Consider the following 21,255-nt stretch of genomic DNA (forward strand, 5'->3'; position numbering starts at 1 on the left):
CCATGAGCGCCCTCTCCGATGAGACCATCAGGCCCTCCCGCGACGCGAGCCTGCCTGATCCCGAGGAACTGATGAGCCGCGCCGAGATCGAGGCGCTCCAGCTGACCCGTCTGCAGCAGACCCTGCATCACGCCTACGAGAACGTGCCCGCCTACCGAGAGCTCTACGACTCCCACGGCGTGAAGCCCGAGCATCTGAAGACGCTCGAGGACCTCGCCCGATTCCCCTTCACCGACAAGGAGTTCCTCCGCCGCGCCTACCCGTTCGAGGCCTTCGCCGTACCCATGGACCAGGTCCGCCGGATCCACGCCTCCTCGGGCACCACAGGGCGACCCACCGTGGTGGGCTACACCGAGCGGGACATCGACACCTGGGCCACCCTGCTGGCCCGCTGTCTGAGGTTCTCCGGGGTCCGCCCCGGCGACATGGTGCACAACGCCTACGGCTACGGGCTCTTCACCGGTGGCCTGGGCGCCCATTACGGCATCGAGAAGCTCGGCGGCACGGTGATCCCGATGTCCGGCGGGCAGTCCGAGCGGCAGGTGCAGCTCATCCAGGACTTCCGCCCCCGGGTCATCCTGTGCACACCCACCTACCTGCTGGCCCTCGCGGACGCCTTCCGCGATGCCGGCATCGACCCCCGGGAGACATCGTTGGAGATCGGGGTCCTGGGCGCCGAGCCCTGGACCCAGCAGATGCGCCACGAGATCGAGGAGACCTTCGCGATCAAGGCGTGCGACATCTACGGGCTCTCCGAGGTGATGGGGCCGGGCGTAGCCGGCGAGTCCTGGGAGATGCAGGACGGATCGACGATCTGGGAGGACCACTTCCGCCCGGAGATCATCGACCCGTTCACCGCAGAGCCGCTGCCCACCGGGCAGGACGGAGAGCTGGTGTTCACCACGCTCACCAAGGAAGCGCTGCCGATCATCCGGTACCGCACCCATGACCTGACCCGCCTCGAGCCGGGCACCGACCGTCCCGGCCACCGAAGGATGGGCCGCATCACCGGTCGTTCCGACGACATGATCATCCTGCGCGGTGTGAACCTGTTCCCCTCCCAGATCGAGGAGATCGCGCTGGAGATCGACGAGCTCTCGCCGCACTTCCAGCTGCGACTCACCCGCCCGGGCACGATGGACGAGATGACCGTGCACATCGAACGCCGCCCGGAGTGCGACGGCGCACAGGCCGAGTCGGCGGGCCAGGAGCTGGCCCGCCGGATCAAGGTCCGCGTCGGCTCCAGCTGCCGGGTCTCTGTCGAGGAACCGGGCTCACTGGCCCGCTCCTCGGGCAAGCTGCGCCGCATCTACGACGAGCGTCCGCGCTAGGCCGGGCGGATAGTCTGATGACCATGACCTCGCCTCCGACCTCCTCCGGAGCCTCGCGCCGCGGGCGGCCCGGCTACGACCGCGAGGGGCTCCTCACCGTCTGCGTGGAGACCTTCAACCGCCATGGCTATGACGCCACGTCGATGGGCGCGCTCTCCCGGGAGCTGGGGATCTCCAAGTCAGCGATCTACCACCATGTCTCCTCCAAGGAGGAGATCCTGGACATCGCGCTGAACCGGTCGCTGGCGGAGCTCGAGCGGGTGGTCAGCGACGCTGCGGCACCCGGCGCGCCGGCCGTCCAGGAGCTGGAGACCATCATCCGCGAGTCGGTGAAGGTGCTCACCGGCTCCCTGCCGTACGTGACCCTGCTGCTGCGGCTGCGAGGCAACTCGGAGCTGGAGGTCAAGGCACTGCAGCGGCGGCGTGAGATCACGCTGCGCATCGCAGAGCTCATCCGTGAGGCCCAGCGAGACGGCGATCTGCGTGAGGACGTGGACGCCCGCACCGCCTCCCGCCTGGCGATGGGCATGGTCAACTCCATCGTGGACTGGTACCGGCCTCAGGGAGGCCAGCCTGATGACGCCCTGGCTGACACGGTGATGCGCCTGCTGCTGGACGGCCTGCGCACCCAGCGCCCCTGACACCGTCACCCGCTGCATCGAAAGGTCGATTCGAAGGGATCCGAGGCTCGAAACGCCCCGAAGATCGCTTCGAATCGACCTTTCGACGTCGGAAGCCCTGCCGGACCCGCTGCCGAACCCGTCCCTCACCCACGCAGTCCCGAATTCTGTGTTGACCATCACACCCGTCCTGCTATACTGAACGAACGGTCGGTAATTATTGCGACGGAATCGAGGACCCATGACGGCGCACCACACCTCCCAGCAGTCCGACGGAGCTCAGCTCCGCCTGGCGGACGACTCTGACGCGGCCGCCGCCGAGGAGGCCGCACAGGTCGGCCAGGCCCGCTTCGAAGAGCTCATCGCCGCCGACTCCCGCGTCGAACCCCGGGACTGGATGCCCGAGCCGTACCGGAAGACCCTGGTCCGCCAGGTCTCCCAGCACGCGCACTCGGAGATCATCGGCATGCAGCCGGAGGGCAACTGGATCACCCGCGCGCCCAGCCTGAAGCGCAAGGCGATCCTGATGGCCAAGGTCCAGGACGAGGCCGGCCACGGGCTCTACCTGTATTCCGCCGCCGAGACCCTGGGCACCTCCCGCGACGAGATGCTCGACCAGCTCTACACCGGCCGGGCCAAGTACTCCTCGATCTTCAACTACCCGGCCCGCACCTGGGCCGACGTCGGCGCCATCGGCTGGCTCGTCGACGGCGCCGCGATCACCAACCAGGTGCCGCTGTGCCGCGCCTCCTACGGGCCCTATGGCCGAGCCATGGTCCGCGTCTGCAAGGAGGAGTCGTTCCACCAGCGCCAGGGGTGGGAGATCCTCTACTCCCTCTCCCACGGGACCGACGCACAGCACCGCATGGCCCAGGAGGCCGTGGACCGCTTCTACGGCCCGGCGCTGCAGATGTTCGGCCCGCCCGACTCCGACTCCCCCCACTCGAACCAGTCCATGGCCTGGAACATCAAGCGCTTCTCCAATGACGAGCTGCGCCAGCGCTTCGTGGACATGATCGTGCCGCAGGCCGAGGCCCTGGGACTCACCCTCCCCGACCCGCACCTGACGTGGAACGAGGAGCGCGGCCACTACGACTTCGGCGATCTCGACTGGGACGAGTTCTTCTCCGTGCTCAAGGGCAACGGCCCGCTGAGCCGTCAGCGGCTCGAGCACTACCGGAACGCACGCGACGACGGCGCCTGGGTGCGCGAGGCGGCCACCGCCTACGCGCGCCGGGGGCAGCAGGATCAGTCCGCCCTCCTCGGCGCCTGACACCTCCCACCAGCCCTCCTCCCGCGGAGACCTTCCTCCGCCCAGGGCCCGAGACCACTTCAGGAAAGGCGAGGCCATGACCTCCATCGACGCCGCAGACTCCAGCAGCTGGCCGCTCTGGGAGGTGTTCATCCGCTCCTCCCGCGGACTCTCCCACGTCCACGCGGGATCCCTGCACGCCCCCGACGCCACGATGGCGCTGCGCAATGCCCGCGACCTCTACACCCGGCGCAACGAGGGCACCTCGGTGTGGGTGGTCCCGGCGGCAGCGATCATGGCCTCCGACCCTGACTCCAAGGGCGGATTCTTCGAGTCTCCGCAGGGCAAGAGCTACCGCCACGCCACCTACTACACGCAGTCCGAGGGAGTGAAACACCTGTGAGCTTCGCTTCCCACGACTCCGCAACCCGCCAGTCTCAGGGCGAGGCGATCACCGCTGAGGAGATCGCCGCCTCAGACGCCGTGGCCGATGAGGCCACCGCACGCTATGCGCTCATCCTCGGCGACGACGCACTGATCCTCGCCCAGCGGCTCAGCGCCTGGATCTCCCGCGCCCCGGAGCTGGAGGAGGACGTCGCCCTGGCGAACATCGCCCTCGACCTGCTGGGGCACGCCCGCTTCCTGCTCAGCTACGCGGGCACCGCCTGGGGGAAGACGGAGGATGACCTGGCCTACTTCCGGGACGAGGAGGAGTTCCGCTCCTGCCGCCTCGTGGAGCAGGAGAACGGCGACTTCGGGCAGACCATCGCCCGGCAGCTGATCTTCAGCGCCTACCAGCTTCAGCTCTACCGGCGCCTGGTGCACTCCACCGACCCCACCCTGGCCGCGATCGCGGACAAGGCCCTGAAAGAGGTCCGATACCACCAGGACCATGCCGCCCAGTGGACCCTGAGGCTCGGACTCGGCACCGCGGAGTCCGCCCACCGCATGCAGGCCGGCCTGGACTCCCTGTGGTCCTACGTGGAAGAGCTCTTCATCGACGTGGACCCCCTCACCGGGCTGGGCGACGTCGCCGTGTTGCCCTCGTCCCTGCGCGAGGAGACGCTGAGCCTGCTGCAGGAGATCATCGAGCAGGCTGGACTGACCGTGCCGGACATCTCCGGGGCCTACGGCTCAGACCGCAGCGGCCGCTTCTCCGAGCAGCGCGGCTACATCCTCACCGAGATGCAGGTGCTGGCCCGCCAGCACCCCGGAGCGACGTGGTGAGCACTGCCATGCTGCACGCCACTGACCGGGAGGAGAAAGCCATGAGCGTCACCCCTGAGGCACATGACGTCGGTCGCGCCTCGCGCATCGTCGCCGAGACCATGATGGCCGGCCACCCGGACCATGACGCTGCCGCGCCCGCTGCGCCGACACACCACGGCGAGCGCAGCGTCCGGGAGATCGCCGCCACTGTCCACGACCCCGAGATCCCGGTGCTCTCGATCCAGGATCTGGGCATCCTGCGCGACGCCCGCCTGGAGGAGGACGGCACCGCCGTCGTCGTCATCACCCCCACCTACTCCGGCTGCCCGGCCATGGACACCATCACCAGCGATGTCCGCGAGGCGCTGCGCGCCGCCGGGCACGAGCAGGTGCGGGTGGACACCGTGCTGCAGCCGGCGTGGACCACGGACTGGATGACCGAGGAGGGCAGGGCCAAGCTGCGCGAGTACGGCATCGCCCCGCCCACCGGACGCGCCGCCGTCGGCCCGATCGCGGTAGGGCTGAGCGTGAAGTGCCCGCAGTGCGACTCCCCGAACACCCGCGAGATGACCCGCTTCAGCTCCACCGCCTGCAAGGCGCTCTACCAGTGCCGCGAGTGTCTGGAGCCCTTCGACCACTTCAAGGTGCACTGATGCAGATCAAGACGACCAAGCGCCGTCGCGCGAAGTTCTCCACGCTGACCGTCTCTGAGGTGCGGCGACTCACACCCGACTCGGTGGAGGTCTCCTTCGCCGTGCCTGAGGAGCTGCAGGAGGACTTCGACTACGCGCCCGGCCAGTACGTGGCGCTGCGGGCGGAGATCGACGGCGAGAAGATCCGGCGTTCCTACTCCCTGTGCCAGGAGCCCACTGCCGGGGAGATCCGGATCGCGATCAAGCGAGACCTCGGCGGCGCCTTCTCCAGCTGGGCCAACGAGAACCTGGCGCCCGGGGACACCCTGCAGGTGATGAACCCCACCGGCACCTTCGTCTCCAAGACCGCGATCACCTCGATGAACCGGCCGGAGGAGCTGGCCGCCGAGGCCGTGGCGGAACGCCCGGACGTGCACCTGGTGGCCTTCGCCGCAGGCTCCGGTATCACGCCGATCATGGCGATCGCCCGCTCGGTGCTGGCCGCCTCCGAGAGTTCCACCTTCGACCTGGTCTACGCCAACCGCTCTGCCGGGGACGTGATGTTCTCCGAGGAGCTGGGAGACCTGAAGGACCGTTACCCGGCCCGGCTGGCGATCCACCACGTGCTCAGCCGCGAGCAGCGCATCAATCCGCTGCTGACCGGGCGGATCGACGTCGAGAAGCTCAGCGACCTGCTCGACAAGGTGCTGCGGGTGCCGGAGACCGACGAGTGGTTCCTCTGCGGGCCCTTCGAACTGGTCCAGCTGGTGCGCGACTCGCTGGCCGCCCGCGGCGTGCCCGAGGAGAAGGTCCGCTTCGAGCTGTTCTCCACCGGCCGGCCGGACCGCCCGGAGGGGCATCAGGGGCGGAAGGTGGAGGCCGACGCCGACGGCGAGACCGTGGAGATCGAGTTCACCCTCGACGGGCTCACCGGGCAGGTCACCTCGCCGAAGGGCTCCGGGGAGACCGTGCTCAACGCCGCCCTGCGCTCGCGCTCCGACGTGCCCTTCGCCTGTGCGGGCGGGGTGTGCGGCACCTGCCGCGCGAAGGTGGTCCGCGGCGAGTTCGACATGGAGGAGAACTACGCCCTGGAGGTCGACGAGGTCGAGGCCGGCTATGTGCTCACCTGCCAGACCCGTCCCACCGCGGAGAAGCTCGTCGTCGACTACGACGCCTGACCTGCCCGGCCCGACCCGCACATTCAGACCCGCACATCCAGACCCGCCCCACAGCGAGGAGCTGCCCGTGATCAGCATCGCCATCGACGACGGCCTGGCCGAGATCGTCCTGGACGCGCCCAAGAAGCTCAACTCCCTGGACCAGGAGGCGCTGACCGCCCTCGACGACGCCTACCGCCAGGCTGAGGACGCCGGTGCGCGGGCGGTGCTGCTGCGCGGCGAGGGCAAGGGCTTCTGCGCGGGCCGGGACATCTCCGCGGTGGAGCCCGCCACGGACGACGCCCTGGGCTACCTGCAGGACAGGGTCACCCCGGTGCTGCGCCGGATGGCCGACTTCCCGGCACCGACCTTCGCCGCCGTGCAGGGAGCCTGCCTCGGAGTGGGGCTGGGTCTGGCGATCGCCACCGACGTCGTCTACGTGGCCGAGACCGCGAAGATCGGCTCTCCCTTCGCCGCACTGGGCGCCACCCTGGACTCCGGCGGGCACGCCCTGTTCACCGAGCGGCTGGGCGCCCACCGCACGCTGGACCTGGTCTACACCGGAGACCTGATGTCAGGTGCCGAGGCGGTGGCCGCCGGGCTGTTCTCCCGCGCCGTGCCCGCCGAGGAGCTGGTGGGCTTCAGCCGCGACAAGGCGCGGCGGGCGGCGTCGGGGGCCACCCTGGCCTTCCGCGAATCCAAGACTCTGGTGTCCCGGATCCGAGACGAGCGCATCGGCCTGTGGGAGTCTCTGGACGAGGAGAACCGCGCCCAGGGGCGGCTCTGCGGCTCCGCCGACTACGCCGAGGGCTTCGCCGCCTTCCAGCAGAAGCGCAAGCCCACCTTCCGCGGCGAGTGACGGCCCGGGCTCAGTCCTCGTCCTTGTCGGCGTCGGCTTCCGATCGCTGGAGACCGTCCACCACCGGGACGTCCTCGAACCTCCACGGGTCGAAGCCCTCACGGTCCTCATATTCGGTCTCCACCGGCACGTCGATGGTGACCTCTTCGGAGGAGACCAGCGGCCACAGCACGGTGACCACCCCGCGCGTGCCCTCGACCGCATCCTGACCCCCACCGACATAGCGGTCGGCGAGCGGGCTGTACCAGGGCAGGTCCACCTGGAGGAACTCGCCGTCATCATCGACGCCGGTGATCCACCCACGTCCGCTCATCTCCAGCGGGAACACCCGACTGTCACCGATCAGCAGGGTGACCGCATCCACCTGTCCGCCCTCGCCGAGGGACTCGCGCTCCTCTCGGAGGCTGTCGTCTCCGAAGCTGAACGGCCAGGCCAGCTGCCCGGAGGTGTCGTGGCCCTCCGCATTCTGGGTGATCTCCACGGAGAGCCTGCCGACCAGCAGGTTGTCCACCCGATACACCTCCTCGACGGCGACCTCCGCGGCCCGGCCGTCCTCAGCGGTGACCTCCAAGACCTCACCGGCGGTCCCCACCGGCCCTTCCGGATCCGCCGGCTCACCAATCTGCTGCAGATCGGTGAGGTCCTCCAACTCAGGCAGCTCGAAGAGCAGCTCCACCCGCCGGTTCTGCGCCCGCCCCTCCTCAGTCTCGTTGTCCGCCACCGGCTCCTGGAAGTTCCGCCCCTCGACCGTGATCTCGAAGGCTGAGAGGTCCGTGAGTTCGTCAAGCCGGTCATGCACGGACTCCGCGCGCCGCTCGGAGAGCGCCTGGTTGTGGTCCTCGTCCAGGACGTCATCAGTGTGCCCGACGATGAACAGCTCACCCCCATCCAGCCGCTCGAGCTCCTCCGCAGCGGCCTGCAGCGCGACGTCGGCGTCATCGTCGAGGTCATGCTCGTCCACGTCGAAGAGCACGTCGGAGGCCATGGTGAGAGTCGCCTGGCCGTCATCGTCGCGGATGGAGACGTCGCCGCCGTCGCGCTCCCGGTAGACGTCCGCCGGGTAGGTGCGGGGCAGCACCCTGACCGGATCGAACCCCAGATCCTCGACGAGCAGGTACGACTCCAAGACCTCCGCGTCGAGGTCCTCGGGCTCGAGGACCTCCACGTCCTCCAGCAGGCCGAAGTACGGCACCAGCACCGCGCTGGACTCCGCCCCGAGATCCTCATACAAGCCCGTCCAGGTGGCCACGTCCCCGGGGAAGACGATGTCGTACTCCAACTGCACCGGCAGCAGCGAGAGCTCGCCGTCGGAGACCATCAGCGGGGCCTGCACCTCCAGCGCCTCGGTGTCGACCAGTCGGATCTCGGTGGGGTCGGTGTCCGGTGAGGTCAGCGCCGCCTCGAGGTCGAAACGCCCCGAACCGTCCGCCAGCTCGAAGTCGATCCGCGCGGCCAGGTAGTCCTCGCCGTCATGGGAGTCCCGGACCAGCGGGTACACGCTGACCTGCACGTCGACCAGCTCGGCCGCGGTGTGGTCCCAGATGCTCGCCTCGGCGACCACGGGCGGGTGATCGCCCGCATCAGAGCCGGGATCCTCCTCCGAGTCCTCCGCGTCCTCCTCGTGGTCCTCAGCCTCGGCATCGCCCTGGGCGCCCCTTGCTCCGGACTCCCCAGACCCGTCGTCGACGGTCTCGACCCCGTCGCCGCCCTCCGGACCCTCGTCCTGCGCCTGGCCGGAGGTCGCCTCAACATCCGGGGGATCGACGGCCTCCCCGAGCGGCACGCAGCCGGCGGCGAGGAACGCCGTCAACGCCGCCAGAGCGAGCGGTTGCTGGAGCCTGCGCGTCGAGGACATGTGTCCGCCTTCCACCGGAGCTGACCATCTGACTTTCACTATCGCAAATCACCTCAGTGGTGTCAACGGCCACAGCACGACGGCGGCTCAGCGAGCCGGCGCCTCAGACCCACTCAGGCAGCTTCTCCTTCGCCACTCGCGTCAGGACGTCATAGGTGGCCACGACCTCATCGTGCTGGTTGTGCAGCACGGTGTCCCAGCGGACCTCGCCGTAGTCGTCGGTCTCGCGCGGGGTGATCTGCTTGGCGGTCAGCGTCACGCGGATAGAGTCGTCATAGGTGACCGGGGTCTGGAAGGACAGGTTCTCCAGGCCGGTGTTGGCCAGCACGGGCCCTGGTTCGGGCTCCACGAACAGCCCGGCGGCCCAGGAGACCAGCAGGTAGCCGTGGGCGACCCGGCGCGGGAAGAACGGGTTGGCCATGGCGGCGCCCTCGTTCGTGTGGGCGTAGAAGGTGTCCCCGGTGGACTCGGCGAAGGCCAAGATGTCCTCCAGGCGGACCTTTCGCAGCCCCGAGGCGAACTGGTCCCCGATCCGCAGCTCCGCCAGCGACTTCCGGAACGGGTGGACGGCCTCGCCGGAGGCCACGGTCTCCGGGGTGGCCGTGTTCGCCTGCGCCCCACGGTGCCACACTCCGGTGACACCGGTGAGCAGATCGGGCGATCCCTGCACGGCGGTGCGCTGCATGTAGTGCTTCACCGCGCGCACGCCGCCCAACTCCTCCCCGCCGCCGGCACGTCCGGGTCCGCCGTGGACGAGGTGCGGAAGCGGGGAGCCGTGACCAGTGGAGGTCTTGGCGTCGTCGCGGTCCAGAAACAGCACACGCCCGTGGTGGGAGCCGATGCCGCGCGCGAAGGCCGCCGCGGTGTGCGGGTCATGGGTGCAGACCGTGGCCACCAGCGAGCCGCCGCCCAGGGCGGCGAGCTCGACGGCGTCGTCGACGTCGGCATAGCCCAGCACGGAGGTGACCGGGCCGAAGGCCTCCACGGAGTGGACCTCCGGAGTGCGGGGGTCCGCGAAGGACAGGACCGTGGGCGGGAAGAACGCCCCAACCTGCGCGTCGGCGGCGCCGAGGTCACCCTCAGGCCCGCCCAGGCACAGCGTCCCTCCGGCGCTGAGCAGGGTCTGCACGGCCCGGCTCACCTCGGCCTGCTGATCCTTGGAGGCCAGCGCACCCACTGTGGTGGCCCCGTCCCGCGGGTCACCGAGGACCACCCGAGACTCGATGCGGGAGCGCAGGGCCTCGATGACCGTGTCGACATGCTCGCTGGGCACGATCGTCCGGCGCACCGCGGTGCATTTCTGCCCGGCCTTGGCGGTCATCTCCAGAGTCACCGACTTGATGAAGGCCTCGAACTCGGGTGTCCCCGGCCCGGCGTCAGGGCCGAGGATGGCCGCGTTCAGCGAGTCGGTCTCGGCGGTGAACCGTACACCCTCATTCTGCACCTTCGGGTGGGAGCGCAACGTCTGGGCGGTGCCGGCCGAGCCGGTGAAGGCCACGTGGTCACGATGGTCCAGGTGGTCGAGCAGGTCTCGGGCGGAGCCGGAGATCAGCTGGATCGCTCCTTCGGGCATGAGCCCGGACTCCAGCATCAGGCGCACGCAGGCCTGGGTGACGTAGGCAGTCTGGCTGGCAGGCTTGACGATGGTCGGCACCCCAGCGATGAAGCTCGGACCGAGCTTCTCCAGCATGCCCCAGACCGGGAAGTTGAAGGCGTTGATCTGCACGGCCACCCCGGTCAGCCGGGTGTAGATGTGCACACCGAGGAAGGACCCGTCGCGGGAGAGCTGCTCCACGTCGCCGTCGACGATGACATTGGCGTTGGGCAGCTCCTTGCGCCCCTTGGAGGAGAACACGCGCAGGGTCCCGATGCCGCCGTCGACGTCGATCAGGTGGTCCCGGCGAGTAGATCCGGTGCGGTCGGAGAGGTCGTAGAGCTCCTGCTTATGCTCATCCAGGTAGGCCGCGATGTGCTTCAGCCGCAGGGCGCGCTGGTGGATGGTCATCTCCCCCAGGCTGACCTGGCCGGCGCTGCGTGCGTGCGCGACGGCGGCGCGGGTGTCCAGGCCGTCGGTCGAGATCCGACAGATGGGCTCGCCGGTGGAGGCGTCCCGGACCTCGGCGATCTTCTCCGGGTTCGCCGGGGTCCACCAGGCGTCACGGATGTAGCTAGGCAGCAGGTCGGTGACGGCCGAGCCGGCCTCGGCGGATGTGGCAGTGGCAGTCATGACGTCCTCTCGACAGCAGTGAAACTGACCGAACGGTCGGTAATCACTGTCATCCTAACGTGATCGCCACCACTTTTCGAGGAGCTGGCGACGACGCTCCCTTCACCCCAGCATCGAGTGGTCACTTCGAAGGCGCCAGAGGCCTCAACAGGGGGCATAATCCCTACAAATCGGCCTTTCGATGCAAATGGAGGGCCCGACGACGACCCGCCCTCACTCCTCACCCCTCCGGGGCCGCATGCAGGTGCTCAGCGTGGTCGTCGAAGATCAGCGCGGTCTGCGTGGACTGCACGCAGGAGAGCGACTGGATCCGCTCGAAGATCACCCGGCGCAGCTCCTCCACCGTGCGGGTGCGCACCAGCAGCACGGCGTCGTACTGCCCGCCCACCAGCGAGAGATGCCGGACCGCCGGCTCACCGGCCAGTGCGGAGCGCAGGACCTCCCAGTCATCCTGCTTCAGCGTGAGGAACACATAGGCGGCCGTGGCCAGCCCTGCGGCACGCGGATCGATCACCGCGGTGTAGCCACGCAGCACCCCGGCCTCGCGGAGCCTGGCGATGCGCTCATAGGCGTTGGCCCGGGAGAGGTGCAGCTCCTGGGCGATGCTGGTCACCGACTTGCGCGCATCGGCGCTCAGAGCGGCCAGGATGCGATGGTCCACGGCATCCAGGGGACGCCCGCTGCGTGGATATTCGTCCAGGAGACTGCTCATATCTCTGGACGATACCAGGCACTCATGCCGCCGATTCTGACAGTGCGTCCAGCTGAGTCCCTTCTAGGCGAGACGATGTCTCCGATGCTCGGCAGGGCTGGAGGCCGAGGCATGAGCTGAGTCACACTCGAAGCATCACCAGTGAGGCACCCATGCCGAGACGCACCGCTCCGGCGACACACCTGAGGAGGCTGGACGCCATGACGCACGGCACAGCAGCTGCCAGCGAGGCGGCCCCCGCCGAGGACCCCCGGTTCTCCGCGGAGGCCCCCGGCCACGAGAAGGCCGAGCAGGCCGCCCACATCCTGGAGGCCAGCAGCAGCTTCGGGATCACCCCGGAGCAGTACATGCTCCCGGCCCGTCGGCAGATCCGCATGCTCTCCCCCGAGGGCACGCTGATCCCTGAGACAGAGCAGGGAACCAGCCCGGGCCACGAATACCCCATCCCTGAGGACGACGCCCTGCTCGCCGCCTACGAGGCGCTCGTCGTCGGGCGTCGCGTCAATGACCAGAACTACGCCCTGGTGCGCCAAGGCCGGCTGGCCGTCTACCCCTCCTCGCACGGCCAGGAGGCCTGCCAGGTGGGTGCGGCCCTCGCCCTGGACCGGGGCGACTGGATGTTCCCCACCTACCGGGACACCGTCGCCACACTCACCCGCGGTGTGGACCCCCTGGAGGTCATGGTCTCCTTCCGCGGCGACTGGCACTGCGGCTACGACCCGCACCAGTACCGGACCTCCGCGCTGTCCACTCCGCTGACCACCCAGCTGCTGCACGCCGTCGGCGTCGCCCATGCGGCGAAGCTGCGGGGCGAGGACACCGTGGTGCTGGCCATGTGCGGCGACGGCGCCACCAGTGAAGGCGACTTCCACGAGGCGCTGAACTTCGCCGCCGTCTTCGAGGTACCGGTGGTGTTCTTCGTGCAGAACAACGGCTACGCCATCTCCGTGCCGCTGTCCCACCAGACGGCCGCACCGTCCCTGGCGCACAAGGCCATCGGCTACGGCATGGCCGGCGAGCAGGTCGACGGCAATGACATGGTGGCCGTGCTGGCCACTCTGCGCCGCGCCGTGGATCTGGCCCGCGAGCACTCCATGCCGCTGCTGCTGGAGGCCACCACCTACCGCATGCAGGCCCACACCAACGCCGACGACGACACCCGCTACCGCGACGCCGACGAGGTCGAGCAGTGGAAGAAGCGGGACCCGCTGCAGCGCATGAAGACCTTCCTCACCGGCAAGGGGGTGCTCGACGAGGCCGTCGAGTCCCGCATCACGGAGAAGGCGGAGGAGGTCGCCGCCTCGCTGCGCCAGGCGATGACCACCGAGCCTGAGATGGATCCGCTGGAGATCTTCGACCACGTCTACTCCGCTCCCACCGCCCAGCTGCGCGAACAGCGCGCCCTGCTGGCCGACGAGCTCGAGCGCAGCCAGGAGGACTGACCATGGCCCCCGCCACCGACACCGCCACCACCCCCGCACCCGCAGCTGCGGACGCCTCGCGCTCCGCACCGGCGCCGAAGGCCACGACCTTCGCCGCCGCCCTGAACACCGCGATGTCCGACGCCATGGAGGCCGACACCTCGGTGTGCGTCTTCGGCGAGGACGTCGGCACCCTGGGCGGCGTCTTCCGCATCACCGACGGACTCACCCAGCGCTTCGGAGAGCACCGCTGCTTCGACACCCCGCTGGCCGAATCCGGGATCGCCGGCATGGCCACCGGGATGGCGATCAACGGCATGAAGCCGGTGATCGAGATGCAGTTCGACGCCTTCGCCTACCCGGCGCTGGAACAGATCTTCAGCCACATCGCCAAGCTCGCCAACCGCACCCGCGGCCGCGTGCGCCTGCCGATGGTCATCCGCGTGCCCTACGGGGGCGGCGTGGGCGGGGTAGAGCATCATTGCGACTCCTCGGAGGCCTACTACGCCCACACGCCCGGCCTGAAGGTCTACACCCCGGCCACCGTGGCCGACGCCTACCTGATGCTGCGCGAGGCCATCGACTCCGCAGACCCGGTGGTCTTCTTCGAACCGAAGAAGCTCTACTGGACCAAGGAGCCGGTCGACCTGGCCGCCCTCCGCGAGCAGTACGAGGATCCGCACTCCTCCGGCACCGCCGCCGGCGTGGGCGCGGAGGGCCGCGCCGTCGTCGCCCGCGAAGGCACCGATGTCTCGCTGATCAGCTACGGACCCTCGGTGTCCGTGGCACTGAAGGCCGCCGAGGCCGCGGCCGAGGAGGGCATCTCTGCGGAGGTCCTGGACCTGCGCAGCATTGTGCCCTTCGACGACGCCGCGCTGACCGCCACCGTGGAGAAGACCGGCCGCGCCGTGGTCATCGCCGAGCCGCAGGGTTTCGTATCCGTGGCCGGGGAGATCGTGGCCCGGATCCAGGAACGCTGCTTCCATTCGCTGGCCTCCCCGGTGAGACGTGTGACCGGCTTCGACATCCCGTACCCGTCTCCGAAGCTCGAGGAGCATCATCTGCCCAGTGTGGAGCGGATCCTGGACACCCTCGACGAGCTGCAGTGGGAGGACTGAGATGACCACCTTCAATCTGCCCGATCTGGGCGAAGGACTCACCGAAGCCACGCTGCTGAGCTGGCTGGTGGACGAAGGCGAGATGATCGAGGTGGACCAGCCCATCGCCGAGGTGGAGACCGCGAAGTCATCCATCGAGGTCCCCTCCCCGTACGCGGGCATCGTGGTGCGGCTGCACGGCGCGGTCGGCGAGACGCTCATCGTCGAGGAGCCACTGATCACCGTGGACACCGACGGCAGCGGCGGCTGGCTCGACGACGCCGACCAGCACCACGCCGACTCGGCCGGTGCGCTGAGCTACCGCGAGGAGGAGCGGGCCGGCACGGCCGCCCCCTCCGAGGTCACGGCCGCCGGCGCGGCATCGGAGGAGACTCCGGCGGACAGCTCCGACGAGGGCTCGGGACATGTCCTCATCGGCTATGGCACTCAGGCCTCCTCGGGATCACGCCGTCGACGCCGACGCCGCACCGGAGGCGACACCACCGTGGCCCTCGCCGAGCGAACCCCGCAGCGGGCCCCGCGGGTCTCCTCCCCCCTGGTACGACGCCTCGCCCGCGAGCACGAGATCCCGCTGAGCGGCGTGACCGGCACCGGCCCGGACGGGCTGATCCTGCGTGCTGATGTGCTCGCCGCCCTCAGGACCTCCGCCCCACAGGCCACCGAGAACCGCCCGCAGGACCGGGATGCCCCATCGGCATCGGCGGCCGTGCCGGCGCCGAGCGCCGCACAGGCCACGGAGCAGGCGGCCCCGGCGTCGTCGTCCCGGCCGGCCCCGGGCGGGCTGGAGATCAGCGAGCGCGTGCACGTCACCGGGCTGCGCAAGGCGGTCTCCACGACGTTGTCCCGCTCACGCCGCGAGATCCCGGAGGCCACGGTCTGGCAGGACGCCGACTTCACCGAGCTGCTCGCCCTGCGGGCGCGGCTGAAGCGGCAGGCCCAGACCAGCGGCGCCGCCGCACCCTCCCTGCTGGCGCTGATCGGGCGGTTCGTGCTGGCCGGACTGGCCCGGCACCCCGAGCTCGCCACACGGGTGGACACCCGCGAGGACGGCGAGCAGGAGATCGTGCACTTCGACGGGGTCAACCTGGGCTTCGCCGCCCAGACGGACGCCGGTCTGGTGGTGCCGGTGATCCGTCACGCGGAGAGGCTCTCCGCCCGGGCCCTCCACGAGGAGATCGGCCGGCTGGTGGGCGCAGCCCGCGAGGGGACGATCTCCGGCAGGGAGCTCACCGGTGGCACGTTCACGGTGAACAACTATGGGGTGTTCGGATCCGACGGCGCCACGCCGATCATCAACCACCCGGAGGTGGCGATCCTCGGCCTCGGCCGGATCCTGGAGCGCCCCTGGGTGGTGGACGGGGAACTGACCGTGCGCAGCATCAGCACGCTCACCCTGGCCTTCGACCACCGGGTCTGCGACGGCGGCGCCGCGGGCGGGTTCCTGGACTTTGTGGCCCGTTGCGTGGAGGATCCCTCCACCGCTCTGGCCGACCTCTGAGGGGATGGGCCGGCGTCAGCTCGAGGAGCCGGCGCCGGCTCATTCCGGGGTGAGCCTCGTCAGCAGGGCATCCAGCCCCCACAGCAGGCATGCCACGGCCAGATACCCGGCCAGGATGGAGCCGATGTAGACCCCGACGCCGGCGTATCCCATCCCGGGGACGTCGAGGATGTCGTAGGGGTACCAGTCGATCCTCGGCCCGCGAGCCAGGGTCACCCCCAGCCAGCCCACCGGGACCACCAGGGACAGCGCCACGACGCGTCCGGTGACCCACCCCCGCGGTCCGACCAGCATCCACACGGCCGGGACCAGCACCGGCACGATCAGGTGCAGGACGGTGTCATTGATCCACCGCACTCCGGTGAGCACGTCGGGGCCCCGCAGCAGCAGGTTGAACACCATCCCGGTGATGATCACGCACACCACCGCACACAGCCGTGCGGCGCGGAAGATCTCCGAGGTCCGGTGGGGCCGCAGGGCGAGCATCGCTGAGGTCAGGCAGGCCAGCAGCCCCGAGAGCACCGTGAAGTAGGCCGGCTGGTTGAGCGCGTGCTCCCAGCCGGCGGTGAATCCGCCGTGGTAGCCCACACCCAGGGGGAGGTCGGTGTCCGTGGTCCAGCCCAGATGCAGCGAGGTGACCAGGCCGGCCGCACACACCAGCGCGACGACGGCGTGGAGGCACCGTGCCGTCGTCGAGCCGGTCCAGCCGCCGGGGCTGGGCCCGGAACCAGAGCCGGAACTGGAGCCGGAACTGGAGCCGTGGTCATCGGCGGGTCGGTGGTTCACTGCGGCGGGTAGTCGTAGAACCCCTTGCCGGTCTTGCGGCCGAGCTCGCCGCGGGCGACCATCTCCCGCATCAGCTGCGGCGGGGTGAACCGCTCCCCCAGTCGGGATTCGAGGTATTCGGCGATGCCCAGGCGCACGTCGAGCCCGACGATGTCGGTCAGCGCCAGCGGCCCGATGGGGAACTTGTAGCCCAGCACCATGGCGTTGTCGATGTCCTCCGGGCTGGCGACACCTTCTTCGACCATGCGGATGGCTTCCAGCCCGATGGCCACTCCGAGCCGCGAGGAGGCGAAGCCGGGGGCGTCCTTCACCACCACCGGGGTCTTGCCCAGGGCTTCCACCCACTGAGGGCTGAGCGCGGCGAGCTCCTCACCAGTGGTCCCGGCGAGCACGACCTCCACGAGCTTGGAGGCCGGCACCGGGTTGAAGAAGTGCAGCCCGCAGAACCGCTCGGGGCGCTGCAGATGCTCGGCGAGGTCGGTGACCGAGAGCGAGCTGGTGTTGGTGGCCAGCCACGCCTGCGGAGCCAGATGCTCCTCCACGCGGCGCAGCGAGGCGGTCTTCAGATCCATGTCCTCAGGCACCGCTTCGACCACCAAGGCGCAGCGGGCGAAGTCCGCGACGTCGGCGGTGACGGTCAGCCTGGTGGTCCAGTCGGTGAGCTCGCCATCGATCTTCCCGCGCTGCAGGGAGGCGGCGACGTCGCCCTCGATGCGTCCGCGGGCGGCGTCGGCGGCCTCGGCGGAGACGTCGACGACGACGACCTCCTGGGCGCCGGCGATCAGGAAGGCGTGGGCGATGCCGCCCCCCATACGGCCGCCGCCGAGCACGCCGACGGTGGAAGGCACAGAAGTCTCGGGGCGGGCGCTCATGCGTGGTCTCCTGAGGTCTGGGCCGGGGACGTCTCGGCCGAGGGCTCCTCTGACCGGCGTGTGCTGCGGTCCTTCTTTCGGTCCAGGAACGCCTGCATGCGGTCGAACTTGGCCTCGGACTCGAAGAGGATGGCCTGAGCCAGGTTGTCCACCTGGGGGTGGGCTTCACGGGGCAGCGAGAAGACCTGCTTGGAGATCCGCACCGCCAGCGGATCCTGGCGGGCGATGCGGTCAGCCAGCGCGTGGGCGGCGTCGAGCAGCTCCTCGGCGGGATGGATCGCGTTGATCAGGCCGTGGGTCCGCGCCTCCTCGGCATCCAGAATGCGCCCGGCCAGCAGGATCTCCTTGGCCAGCGGCTCCCCGGCGAGCTCGCGCAGGCGCCACAGCGCACCGGCAGCAGGGATGATGCCTAGGGAGGTCTCGGGCTGACCCACGGTCAGCTCAGGCGTGCCGAGCCGGAAGTCGGCGGCCCACGCCAGTTCGGCCCCGCCACCCAGGGCATAACCGTCCAGGGCGGCGATCACCGGCATCGGCAGCTTGGCGAGCCGGTCGAAGGCGGTGGAGTTCACTCCGCGCAGTGCGTCGTCCCGGCGGCGTTCCCTCAGCTGGCCGATGTCGGCGCCGGAGGCGAAGATGCCGGGCCGGCCGGCCTCCGGGTCCGTGCCGGAGAGGATGAGGATCTTCGGGTGGTGCTCCAGGTGGGCGCAGAGCGCGTGGAGCTCATCGATCATGGTGGCGTCGATCGCATTGCGCACCTCGGGCCGGTCCAGGCGGGCATGGACGCGGTCTTCGGCGTCCGTGATGCGCAGGGTGGTGAAGGTTCCGGGGTCGAGCTCGTACAGTCTGTGGGCCATGGTCACACCTGCTCCAGCAGCAGGGCGGAGCCCTGGCCCACACCCACGCACATGGCGGCCAGGCCGCGGCGAGCACCCTCGTCCTCCATGCGCCGGGCCAGGGTGAGCACGATCCGCGCCCCGGAAGAGCCCAGCGGGTGTCCCAGGGCGATCGCGCCGCCGTCGGCGTTGACCAGGGCGGGGTCCAGGCCGAGGCGGCGGATGCAGGCCAGGGACTGGGTGGCGAAGGCCTCGTTGAGCTCCACAGCCTCCAGCTCGCCGGTGCTCCAACCCGCGCGGTCCAGGGCCTTGCGGCTCGCGGGGACCGGTCCCATGCCCATGATCTCCGGGGCCAGACCGGCGTTCGCCCCTCCGGCGATTCGGGCGCGCGGAGTCAGCCCGTATCGTTCGACGGCGGCCTCCGAGGCCACGATGACGGCGGAGGCGCCGTCGTTGAGCGAGGAGGAGTTTCCGGCGGTGACGACGCTGCCGCCGGCGACCACGGGGCGCAGCCCGGCCAGGGACTCCACGGTGGTGCCGGGGCGCGGGCCCTCGTCGGTGTCGACCACGGTGACCGCGCCCCTTCGCCCGGGCACCTCCACCGGGGTGATCTCGCGGGCGAGGCGGCCGGCGTCGACGGCGGCAAGGGCCCGGCGCTGGGACTCGGCGGCGAAGGCGTCGGCCTCCTCGCGTGTGACGCCCTCGACGCGGGCGACCTCCTCGGCGGTCTCCGGCATGGAGTACGTGCGTTTGTCGATCGTGAGGAACCTCGGGTTGACGAATCGCCAGCCGATGGAGGTGTCCACGACCTCTCCGGGCTTGGCGAAGCCGCTGGTGGGCTTGGCCATGGCCCAGGGCGCCCGGGACATCGACTCCACTCCCCCGGCGACGACCAGGTCGGCCGCGCCGGCGGCGATCATGTGATGGGCCTGGGCGATGGCGCTCATGCCCGAGGCGCAGAGTCGGTTGACCGTGATGCCGGGGACTGTATCCGGAAAGTCGGCGAGCAGCCAGGCCATGCGGGCGACGTTGCGGTTCTCCTCTCCGGCGCCGTTGGCGTTGCCGAAGATGACCTCGTCGACGTCGGAGGGGTCGATGCCGGCGTCCTCGACCACGGTGCGGATCACCAGGGCGGCCAGATCGTCCGGCCGGACCATCGAGAGGGCACCGCCGTAGCGGCCGACCGGGGTACGTGTCCCGGAGACGAGGAAGGCGGGCGTGGTCACGGGGTTCCTCCGACTGTGGCTGATGCTCCGGAGGTACGCAGGCGCAGCTCCGGAATTACTGACCGATCGTTCACCTCGATACTTCCACGCCCGGGCTGTGAGGTCAATCACCAGCAGGTTCGGGCAGATGGGCGATTCTCCAGGGATTCGCACCAGAGATCTGGCAGGCTGTCGGTGATGTGCGTCACGCCCTCGGTGCCTTACCGCGCGGGAGCCGGGCGCGGGTGTCTCACGCATCAAGGAGGATGATGTGACCGCGAAGCCTTCACAGGAAGAGTCTGCCGGAGCCGGCGGAGGAGCTCTGCTCGGCCCGATCATGCGACCGCTGAACACGCTGGTGGAGAAGCTGATCCCCTCAGCACTGGTCTTCGCGATCGGGCTGACCGTCATCGTGGCGATCCTGGCCCTGCTGCTCACCGAGGCCGGACCGCTGGAGGTGGTCGAGGAATGGGGACTGGGGCTGGCCGGCCTGCTGGAGTTCATGACGCAGATCGCCCTGATCCTGTTCCTGGGGTACATCCTCGCCAGCACCCGACCGGTGCGGGCCCTGCTGCGCCGGTTGGCGCGGGTCCCGCAGAGCCCGATGCAGGCCTATCTGTTCGTCTTCCTGGTGGCGGCACTGGCCTCGCTGATCACCTGGGGGCTGGGCCTCGTGGTCGGCGGGCTGATGGCCCGCGAGGTCGCTGAGCAGGCCAGGCGCCGGGACATGCCGGTGCATTTTCCGATGCTGGTGGCCTCCGGCTTCTCCGGATTCGTGGTGTGGCACATGGGCTACTCGGCCTCAGGGCCGCTGACCGCTGCCACCCCGGACTCCTTCGTCGCCGAGATCCTGGGCGATCCCCTCTCCATCACGGAGACGGTGTTCTCCGGGTGGAACATGATCACCGCGGCGGTGACGATCGTCGTCGTCGCCGGTGCGCTGATGCTCATCGCCCCGCGGAACCCGCACGACGTCGTCACCCTGGGCGTGGACGCCCGGCTGCGGGATGCCGAGATCGACGACGAGATCGTCACTCCTGCGGACCGGGTCGACGCCAGCAGGATCCCCACGACGCTGATCGGCCTGATGCTGGTGGGCTACCTCGCCCTCCACTTCACCGGAGGCGGCGGACTGACCCTGGACATCGTGAACTGGAGCTTCCTGACGCTGATCATGCTGCTGGTGCGCAGCCCTTTCGAGCTGCTGGCGCTCACCAAGGAGGCCGCGGGCACCGTCGGCGACATCCTCCTGCAGTTCCCGCTCTACGCCGGGATTCTGGGCATCATGGCCGGCACCGGCCTGATGCAGGTCTTCTCCGAGTTCTTCGTGGCGATCTCCACGGACCAGACCTTCGCGCTGTGGGCGTTCCTCTCGGCCGGGATCGTGAACTTCTTCGTCCCCTCCGGCGGCGGACAGATCGCCGTGCAGGCACCGATCCTGCTGGAGGCCGCCGAGTCCCTGGGGACCGATCCCGCGGTGGCGATCATGGCGGTGGCCTACGGCGACCAGTGGACGAACATGATCCAGCCGTTCTGGGCGCTGCCGCTGCTGGCGATCGCCGGGCTGAAGATGCGCGACATCCTCGGGTACACCACGATCGTGCTCATCGCCTCCGGGATCGTCTTCGCCGCGGCACTGCTCATCGTCTCCTGAGGCCCCTCCTGAGA

Annotated in this window: 19 protein-coding genes; 12 read left to right on the plus strand and 7 right to left on the minus strand. The window is 69.6% G+C overall.

Translation table 11 applies throughout. The features are described 5' to 3' along the window. Positions 1-2: 2 nt before the first annotated feature. From ODE13_RS02245 to ODE13_RS02280, 8 genes are all read left to right on the plus strand, one after another. A complete protein-coding gene (locus ODE13_RS02245; RefSeq protein ID WP_322477804.1) occupies positions 3-1,331 on the plus strand; it encodes a phenylacetate--CoA ligase family protein in 1,329 nt (442 codons plus the stop codon). A gap of 17 nt (positions 1,332-1,348) precedes the next feature. After that, the gene (locus ODE13_RS02250) at positions 1,349-1,972 is read left to right on the plus strand and encodes a TetR/AcrR family transcriptional regulator (protein WP_378937287.1); all 624 of its coding nucleotides are present in this window, start codon (positions 1,349-1,351) and stop codon (positions 1,970-1,972) included. Between the two features lie 220 nt (positions 1,973-2,192). Then, positions 2,193-3,224 (plus strand): 1,2-phenylacetyl-CoA epoxidase subunit PaaA, encoded by a 1,032-nt coding sequence (gene paaA / locus ODE13_RS02255; protein ID WP_322477805.1) that lies wholly within the window; start codon positions 2,193-2,195, stop codon positions 3,222-3,224. Between the two features lie 76 nt (positions 3,225-3,300). Then, positions 3,301-3,606, plus strand: coding sequence for a 1,2-phenylacetyl-CoA epoxidase subunit PaaB (gene paaB, locus ODE13_RS02260; protein ID WP_179542130.1), 306 nt, complete (start codon positions 3,301-3,303; stop codon positions 3,604-3,606). Next, positions 3,603-4,430, plus strand: coding sequence for a 1,2-phenylacetyl-CoA epoxidase subunit PaaC (gene paaC / locus ODE13_RS02265; protein WP_322477806.1), 828 nt, complete (start codon positions 3,603-3,605; stop codon positions 4,428-4,430). Before paaB ends, paaC begins: the two co-directional genes overlap by 4 nt. Positions 4,431-4,531: 101 nt before the next feature. Continuing rightward, positions 4,532-5,065 carry a 1,2-phenylacetyl-CoA epoxidase subunit PaaD gene (gene paaD / locus ODE13_RS02270; protein ID WP_179543165.1) on the plus strand — a complete coding sequence of 178 codons (534 nt, stop codon included), beginning with the start codon at positions 4,532-4,534 and terminating at the stop codon, positions 5,063-5,065. Further along, entirely contained in the window at positions 5,065-6,222 is a 1,158-nt protein-coding gene (gene paaE, locus ODE13_RS02275; RefSeq protein WP_322477807.1) for a 1,2-phenylacetyl-CoA epoxidase subunit PaaE, read from the plus strand. The genes paaD and paaE overlap by 1 nt, the downstream gene beginning before the upstream one ends. Before the next feature lie 67 nt (positions 6,223-6,289). Further along, a complete protein-coding gene (locus ODE13_RS02280; protein WP_322477808.1) occupies positions 6,290-7,060 on the plus strand; it encodes an enoyl-CoA hydratase/isomerase family protein in 771 nt (256 codons plus the stop codon). 10 nt (positions 7,061-7,070) lie between these two features. Here the strand turns inward: ODE13_RS02280 and ODE13_RS02285 are convergent, their stop codons facing one another. The 3 genes from ODE13_RS02285 to ODE13_RS02295 all read right to left on the minus strand — a co-directional run bounded on the left by ODE13_RS02285 (position 7,071) and on the right by ODE13_RS02295 (position 11,854). Continuing rightward, complete coding sequence (locus ODE13_RS02285) at positions 7,071-8,915, minus strand: OmpA family protein (RefSeq protein ID WP_322477809.1); 1,845 nt, start codon at positions 8,913-8,915, stop codon at positions 7,071-7,073. Positions 8,916-9,018: 103 nt separating this feature from the next. Continuing rightward, positions 9,019-11,142, minus strand: a complete 2,124-nt coding sequence (gene paaZ, locus ODE13_RS02290; protein ID WP_322477810.1) for a phenylacetic acid degradation bifunctional protein PaaZ — start codon at positions 11,140-11,142, stop codon at positions 9,019-9,021. Positions 11,143-11,362: 220 nt separating this feature from the next. Further along, positions 11,363-11,854, minus strand: a complete 492-nt coding sequence (locus tag ODE13_RS02295; RefSeq protein ID WP_179542124.1) for an Lrp/AsnC family transcriptional regulator — start codon at positions 11,852-11,854, stop codon at positions 11,363-11,365. A 200-nt stretch (positions 11,855-12,054) separates the two neighbouring features. Here ODE13_RS02295 and pdhA point away from each other — a divergent pair, with 200 nt between their 5' ends. From pdhA to ODE13_RS02310, 3 genes are read left to right on the plus strand one after another with little or no spacing between them, the layout of a single operon-like run. Further along, positions 12,055-13,296: a pyruvate dehydrogenase (acetyl-transferring) E1 component subunit alpha gene (gene pdhA / locus ODE13_RS02300; RefSeq protein WP_322477811.1), complete on the plus strand. Its 1,242-nt coding sequence runs from the start codon at positions 12,055-12,057 to the stop codon at positions 13,294-13,296. A 2-nt stretch (positions 13,297-13,298) separates the two neighbouring features. Next, entirely contained in the window at positions 13,299-14,393 is a 1,095-nt protein-coding gene (locus ODE13_RS02305) for an alpha-ketoacid dehydrogenase subunit beta (protein WP_322477812.1), read from the plus strand. 1 nt (position 14,394) lies between these two features. After that, positions 14,395-15,891, plus strand: a complete 1,497-nt coding sequence (locus tag ODE13_RS02310) for a dihydrolipoamide acetyltransferase family protein (protein WP_322477813.1) — start codon at positions 14,395-14,397, stop codon at positions 15,889-15,891. 39 nt (positions 15,892-15,930) lie between these two features. Here ODE13_RS02310 and ODE13_RS02315 read toward each other — a convergent pair whose 3' ends face one another. From ODE13_RS02315 to ODE13_RS02330, 4 genes are read right to left on the minus strand one after another with little or no spacing between them, the layout of a single operon-like run. Further along, positions 15,931-16,677 (minus strand): Pr6Pr family membrane protein, encoded by a 747-nt coding sequence (locus ODE13_RS02315; RefSeq protein ID WP_322477814.1) that lies wholly within the window; start codon positions 16,675-16,677, stop codon positions 15,931-15,933. Continuing rightward, on the minus strand, positions 16,674-17,549 hold the full coding sequence (locus ODE13_RS02320) for a 3-hydroxyacyl-CoA dehydrogenase family protein (protein WP_322477815.1): 876 nt from the start codon (positions 17,547-17,549) through the stop codon (positions 16,674-16,676). The genes ODE13_RS02315 and ODE13_RS02320 overlap by 4 nt, the downstream gene beginning before the upstream one ends. Beyond that, entirely contained in the window at positions 17,546-18,403 is an 858-nt protein-coding gene (locus ODE13_RS02325; RefSeq protein WP_322477816.1) for an enoyl-CoA hydratase/isomerase family protein, read from the minus strand. Before ODE13_RS02325 ends, ODE13_RS02320 begins: the two co-directional genes overlap by 4 nt. 2 nt (positions 18,404-18,405) lie before the next feature. Continuing rightward, the gene (locus ODE13_RS02330; RefSeq protein ID WP_322477817.1) at positions 18,406-19,608 is read right to left on the minus strand and encodes an acetyl-CoA C-acyltransferase; all 1,203 of its coding nucleotides are present in this window, start codon (positions 19,606-19,608) and stop codon (positions 18,406-18,408) included. Between the two features lie 316 nt (positions 19,609-19,924). Between ODE13_RS02330 and ODE13_RS02335 the strand changes: the two genes are divergently transcribed. After that, a complete protein-coding gene (locus ODE13_RS02335; protein ID WP_322477887.1) occupies positions 19,925-21,241 on the plus strand; it encodes a short-chain fatty acid transporter in 1,317 nt (438 codons plus the stop codon). The last annotated feature ends 14 nt before the right edge of the window (positions 21,242-21,255 follow it).

The sequence above is a fragment of the Nesterenkonia sp. HG001 genome (assembly GCF_034438835.1).
Classification (GTDB): Bacteria; Actinomycetota; Actinomycetes; order Actinomycetales; family Micrococcaceae; genus Nesterenkonia; species Nesterenkonia xinjiangensis.

What these genes read in the sequence shown, in the direction of transcription:
- paaD (WP_179543165.1), top strand. Translation starts at nt 4,532, where the DNA reads ATGATGGCCGGCCACCCGGACCATGACGCTGCCGCGCCCGCTGCGCCG.
- paaB (WP_179542130.1), top strand. Translation starts at nt 3,301, where the DNA reads ATGACCTCCATCGACGCCGCAGACTCCAGCAGCTGGCCGCTCTGGGAG.
- ODE13_RS02305 (WP_322477812.1), top strand. Translation starts at nt 13,299, where the DNA reads ATGGCCCCCGCCACCGACACCGCCACCACCCCCGCACCCGCAGCTGCG.
- ODE13_RS02250 (WP_378937287.1), top strand. Translation starts at nt 1,349, where the DNA reads ATGACCATGACCTCGCCTCCGACCTCCTCCGGAGCCTCGCGCCGCGGG.
- ODE13_RS02310 (WP_322477813.1), top strand. Translation starts at nt 14,395, where the DNA reads ATGACCACCTTCAATCTGCCCGATCTGGGCGAAGGACTCACCGAAGCC.
- ODE13_RS02335 (WP_322477887.1), top strand. Translation starts at nt 19,925, where the DNA reads ATGCGACCGCTGAACACGCTGGTGGAGAAGCTGATCCCCTCAGCACTG.
- paaA (WP_322477805.1), top strand. Translation starts at nt 2,193, where the DNA reads ATGACGGCGCACCACACCTCCCAGCAGTCCGACGGAGCTCAGCTCCGC.
- ODE13_RS02245 (WP_322477804.1), top strand. Translation starts at nt 3, where the DNA reads ATGAGCGCCCTCTCCGATGAGACCATCAGGCCCTCCCGCGACGCGAGC.
- ODE13_RS02325 (WP_322477816.1), bottom strand. Translation starts at nt 18,403, where the DNA reads ATGGCCCACAGACTGTACGAGCTCGACCCCGGAACCTTCACCACCCTG.
- paaZ (WP_322477810.1), bottom strand. Translation starts at nt 11,142, where the DNA reads ATGACTGCCACTGCCACATCCGCCGAGGCCGGCTCGGCCGTCACCGAC.
- ODE13_RS02285 (WP_322477809.1), bottom strand. Translation starts at nt 8,915, where the DNA reads ATGTCCTCGACGCGCAGGCTCCAGCAACCGCTCGCTCTGGCGGCGTTG.
- ODE13_RS02295 (WP_179542124.1), bottom strand. Translation starts at nt 11,854, where the DNA reads ATGAGCAGTCTCCTGGACGAATATCCACGCAGCGGGCGTCCCCTGGAT.
- paaE (WP_322477807.1), top strand. Translation starts at nt 5,065, where the DNA reads ATGCAGATCAAGACGACCAAGCGCCGTCGCGCGAAGTTCTCCACGCTG.
- pdhA (WP_322477811.1), top strand. Translation starts at nt 12,055, where the DNA reads ATGACGCACGGCACAGCAGCTGCCAGCGAGGCGGCCCCCGCCGAGGAC.
- ODE13_RS02320 (WP_322477815.1), bottom strand. Translation starts at nt 17,549, where the DNA reads ATGAGCGCCCGCCCCGAGACTTCTGTGCCTTCCACCGTCGGCGTGCTC.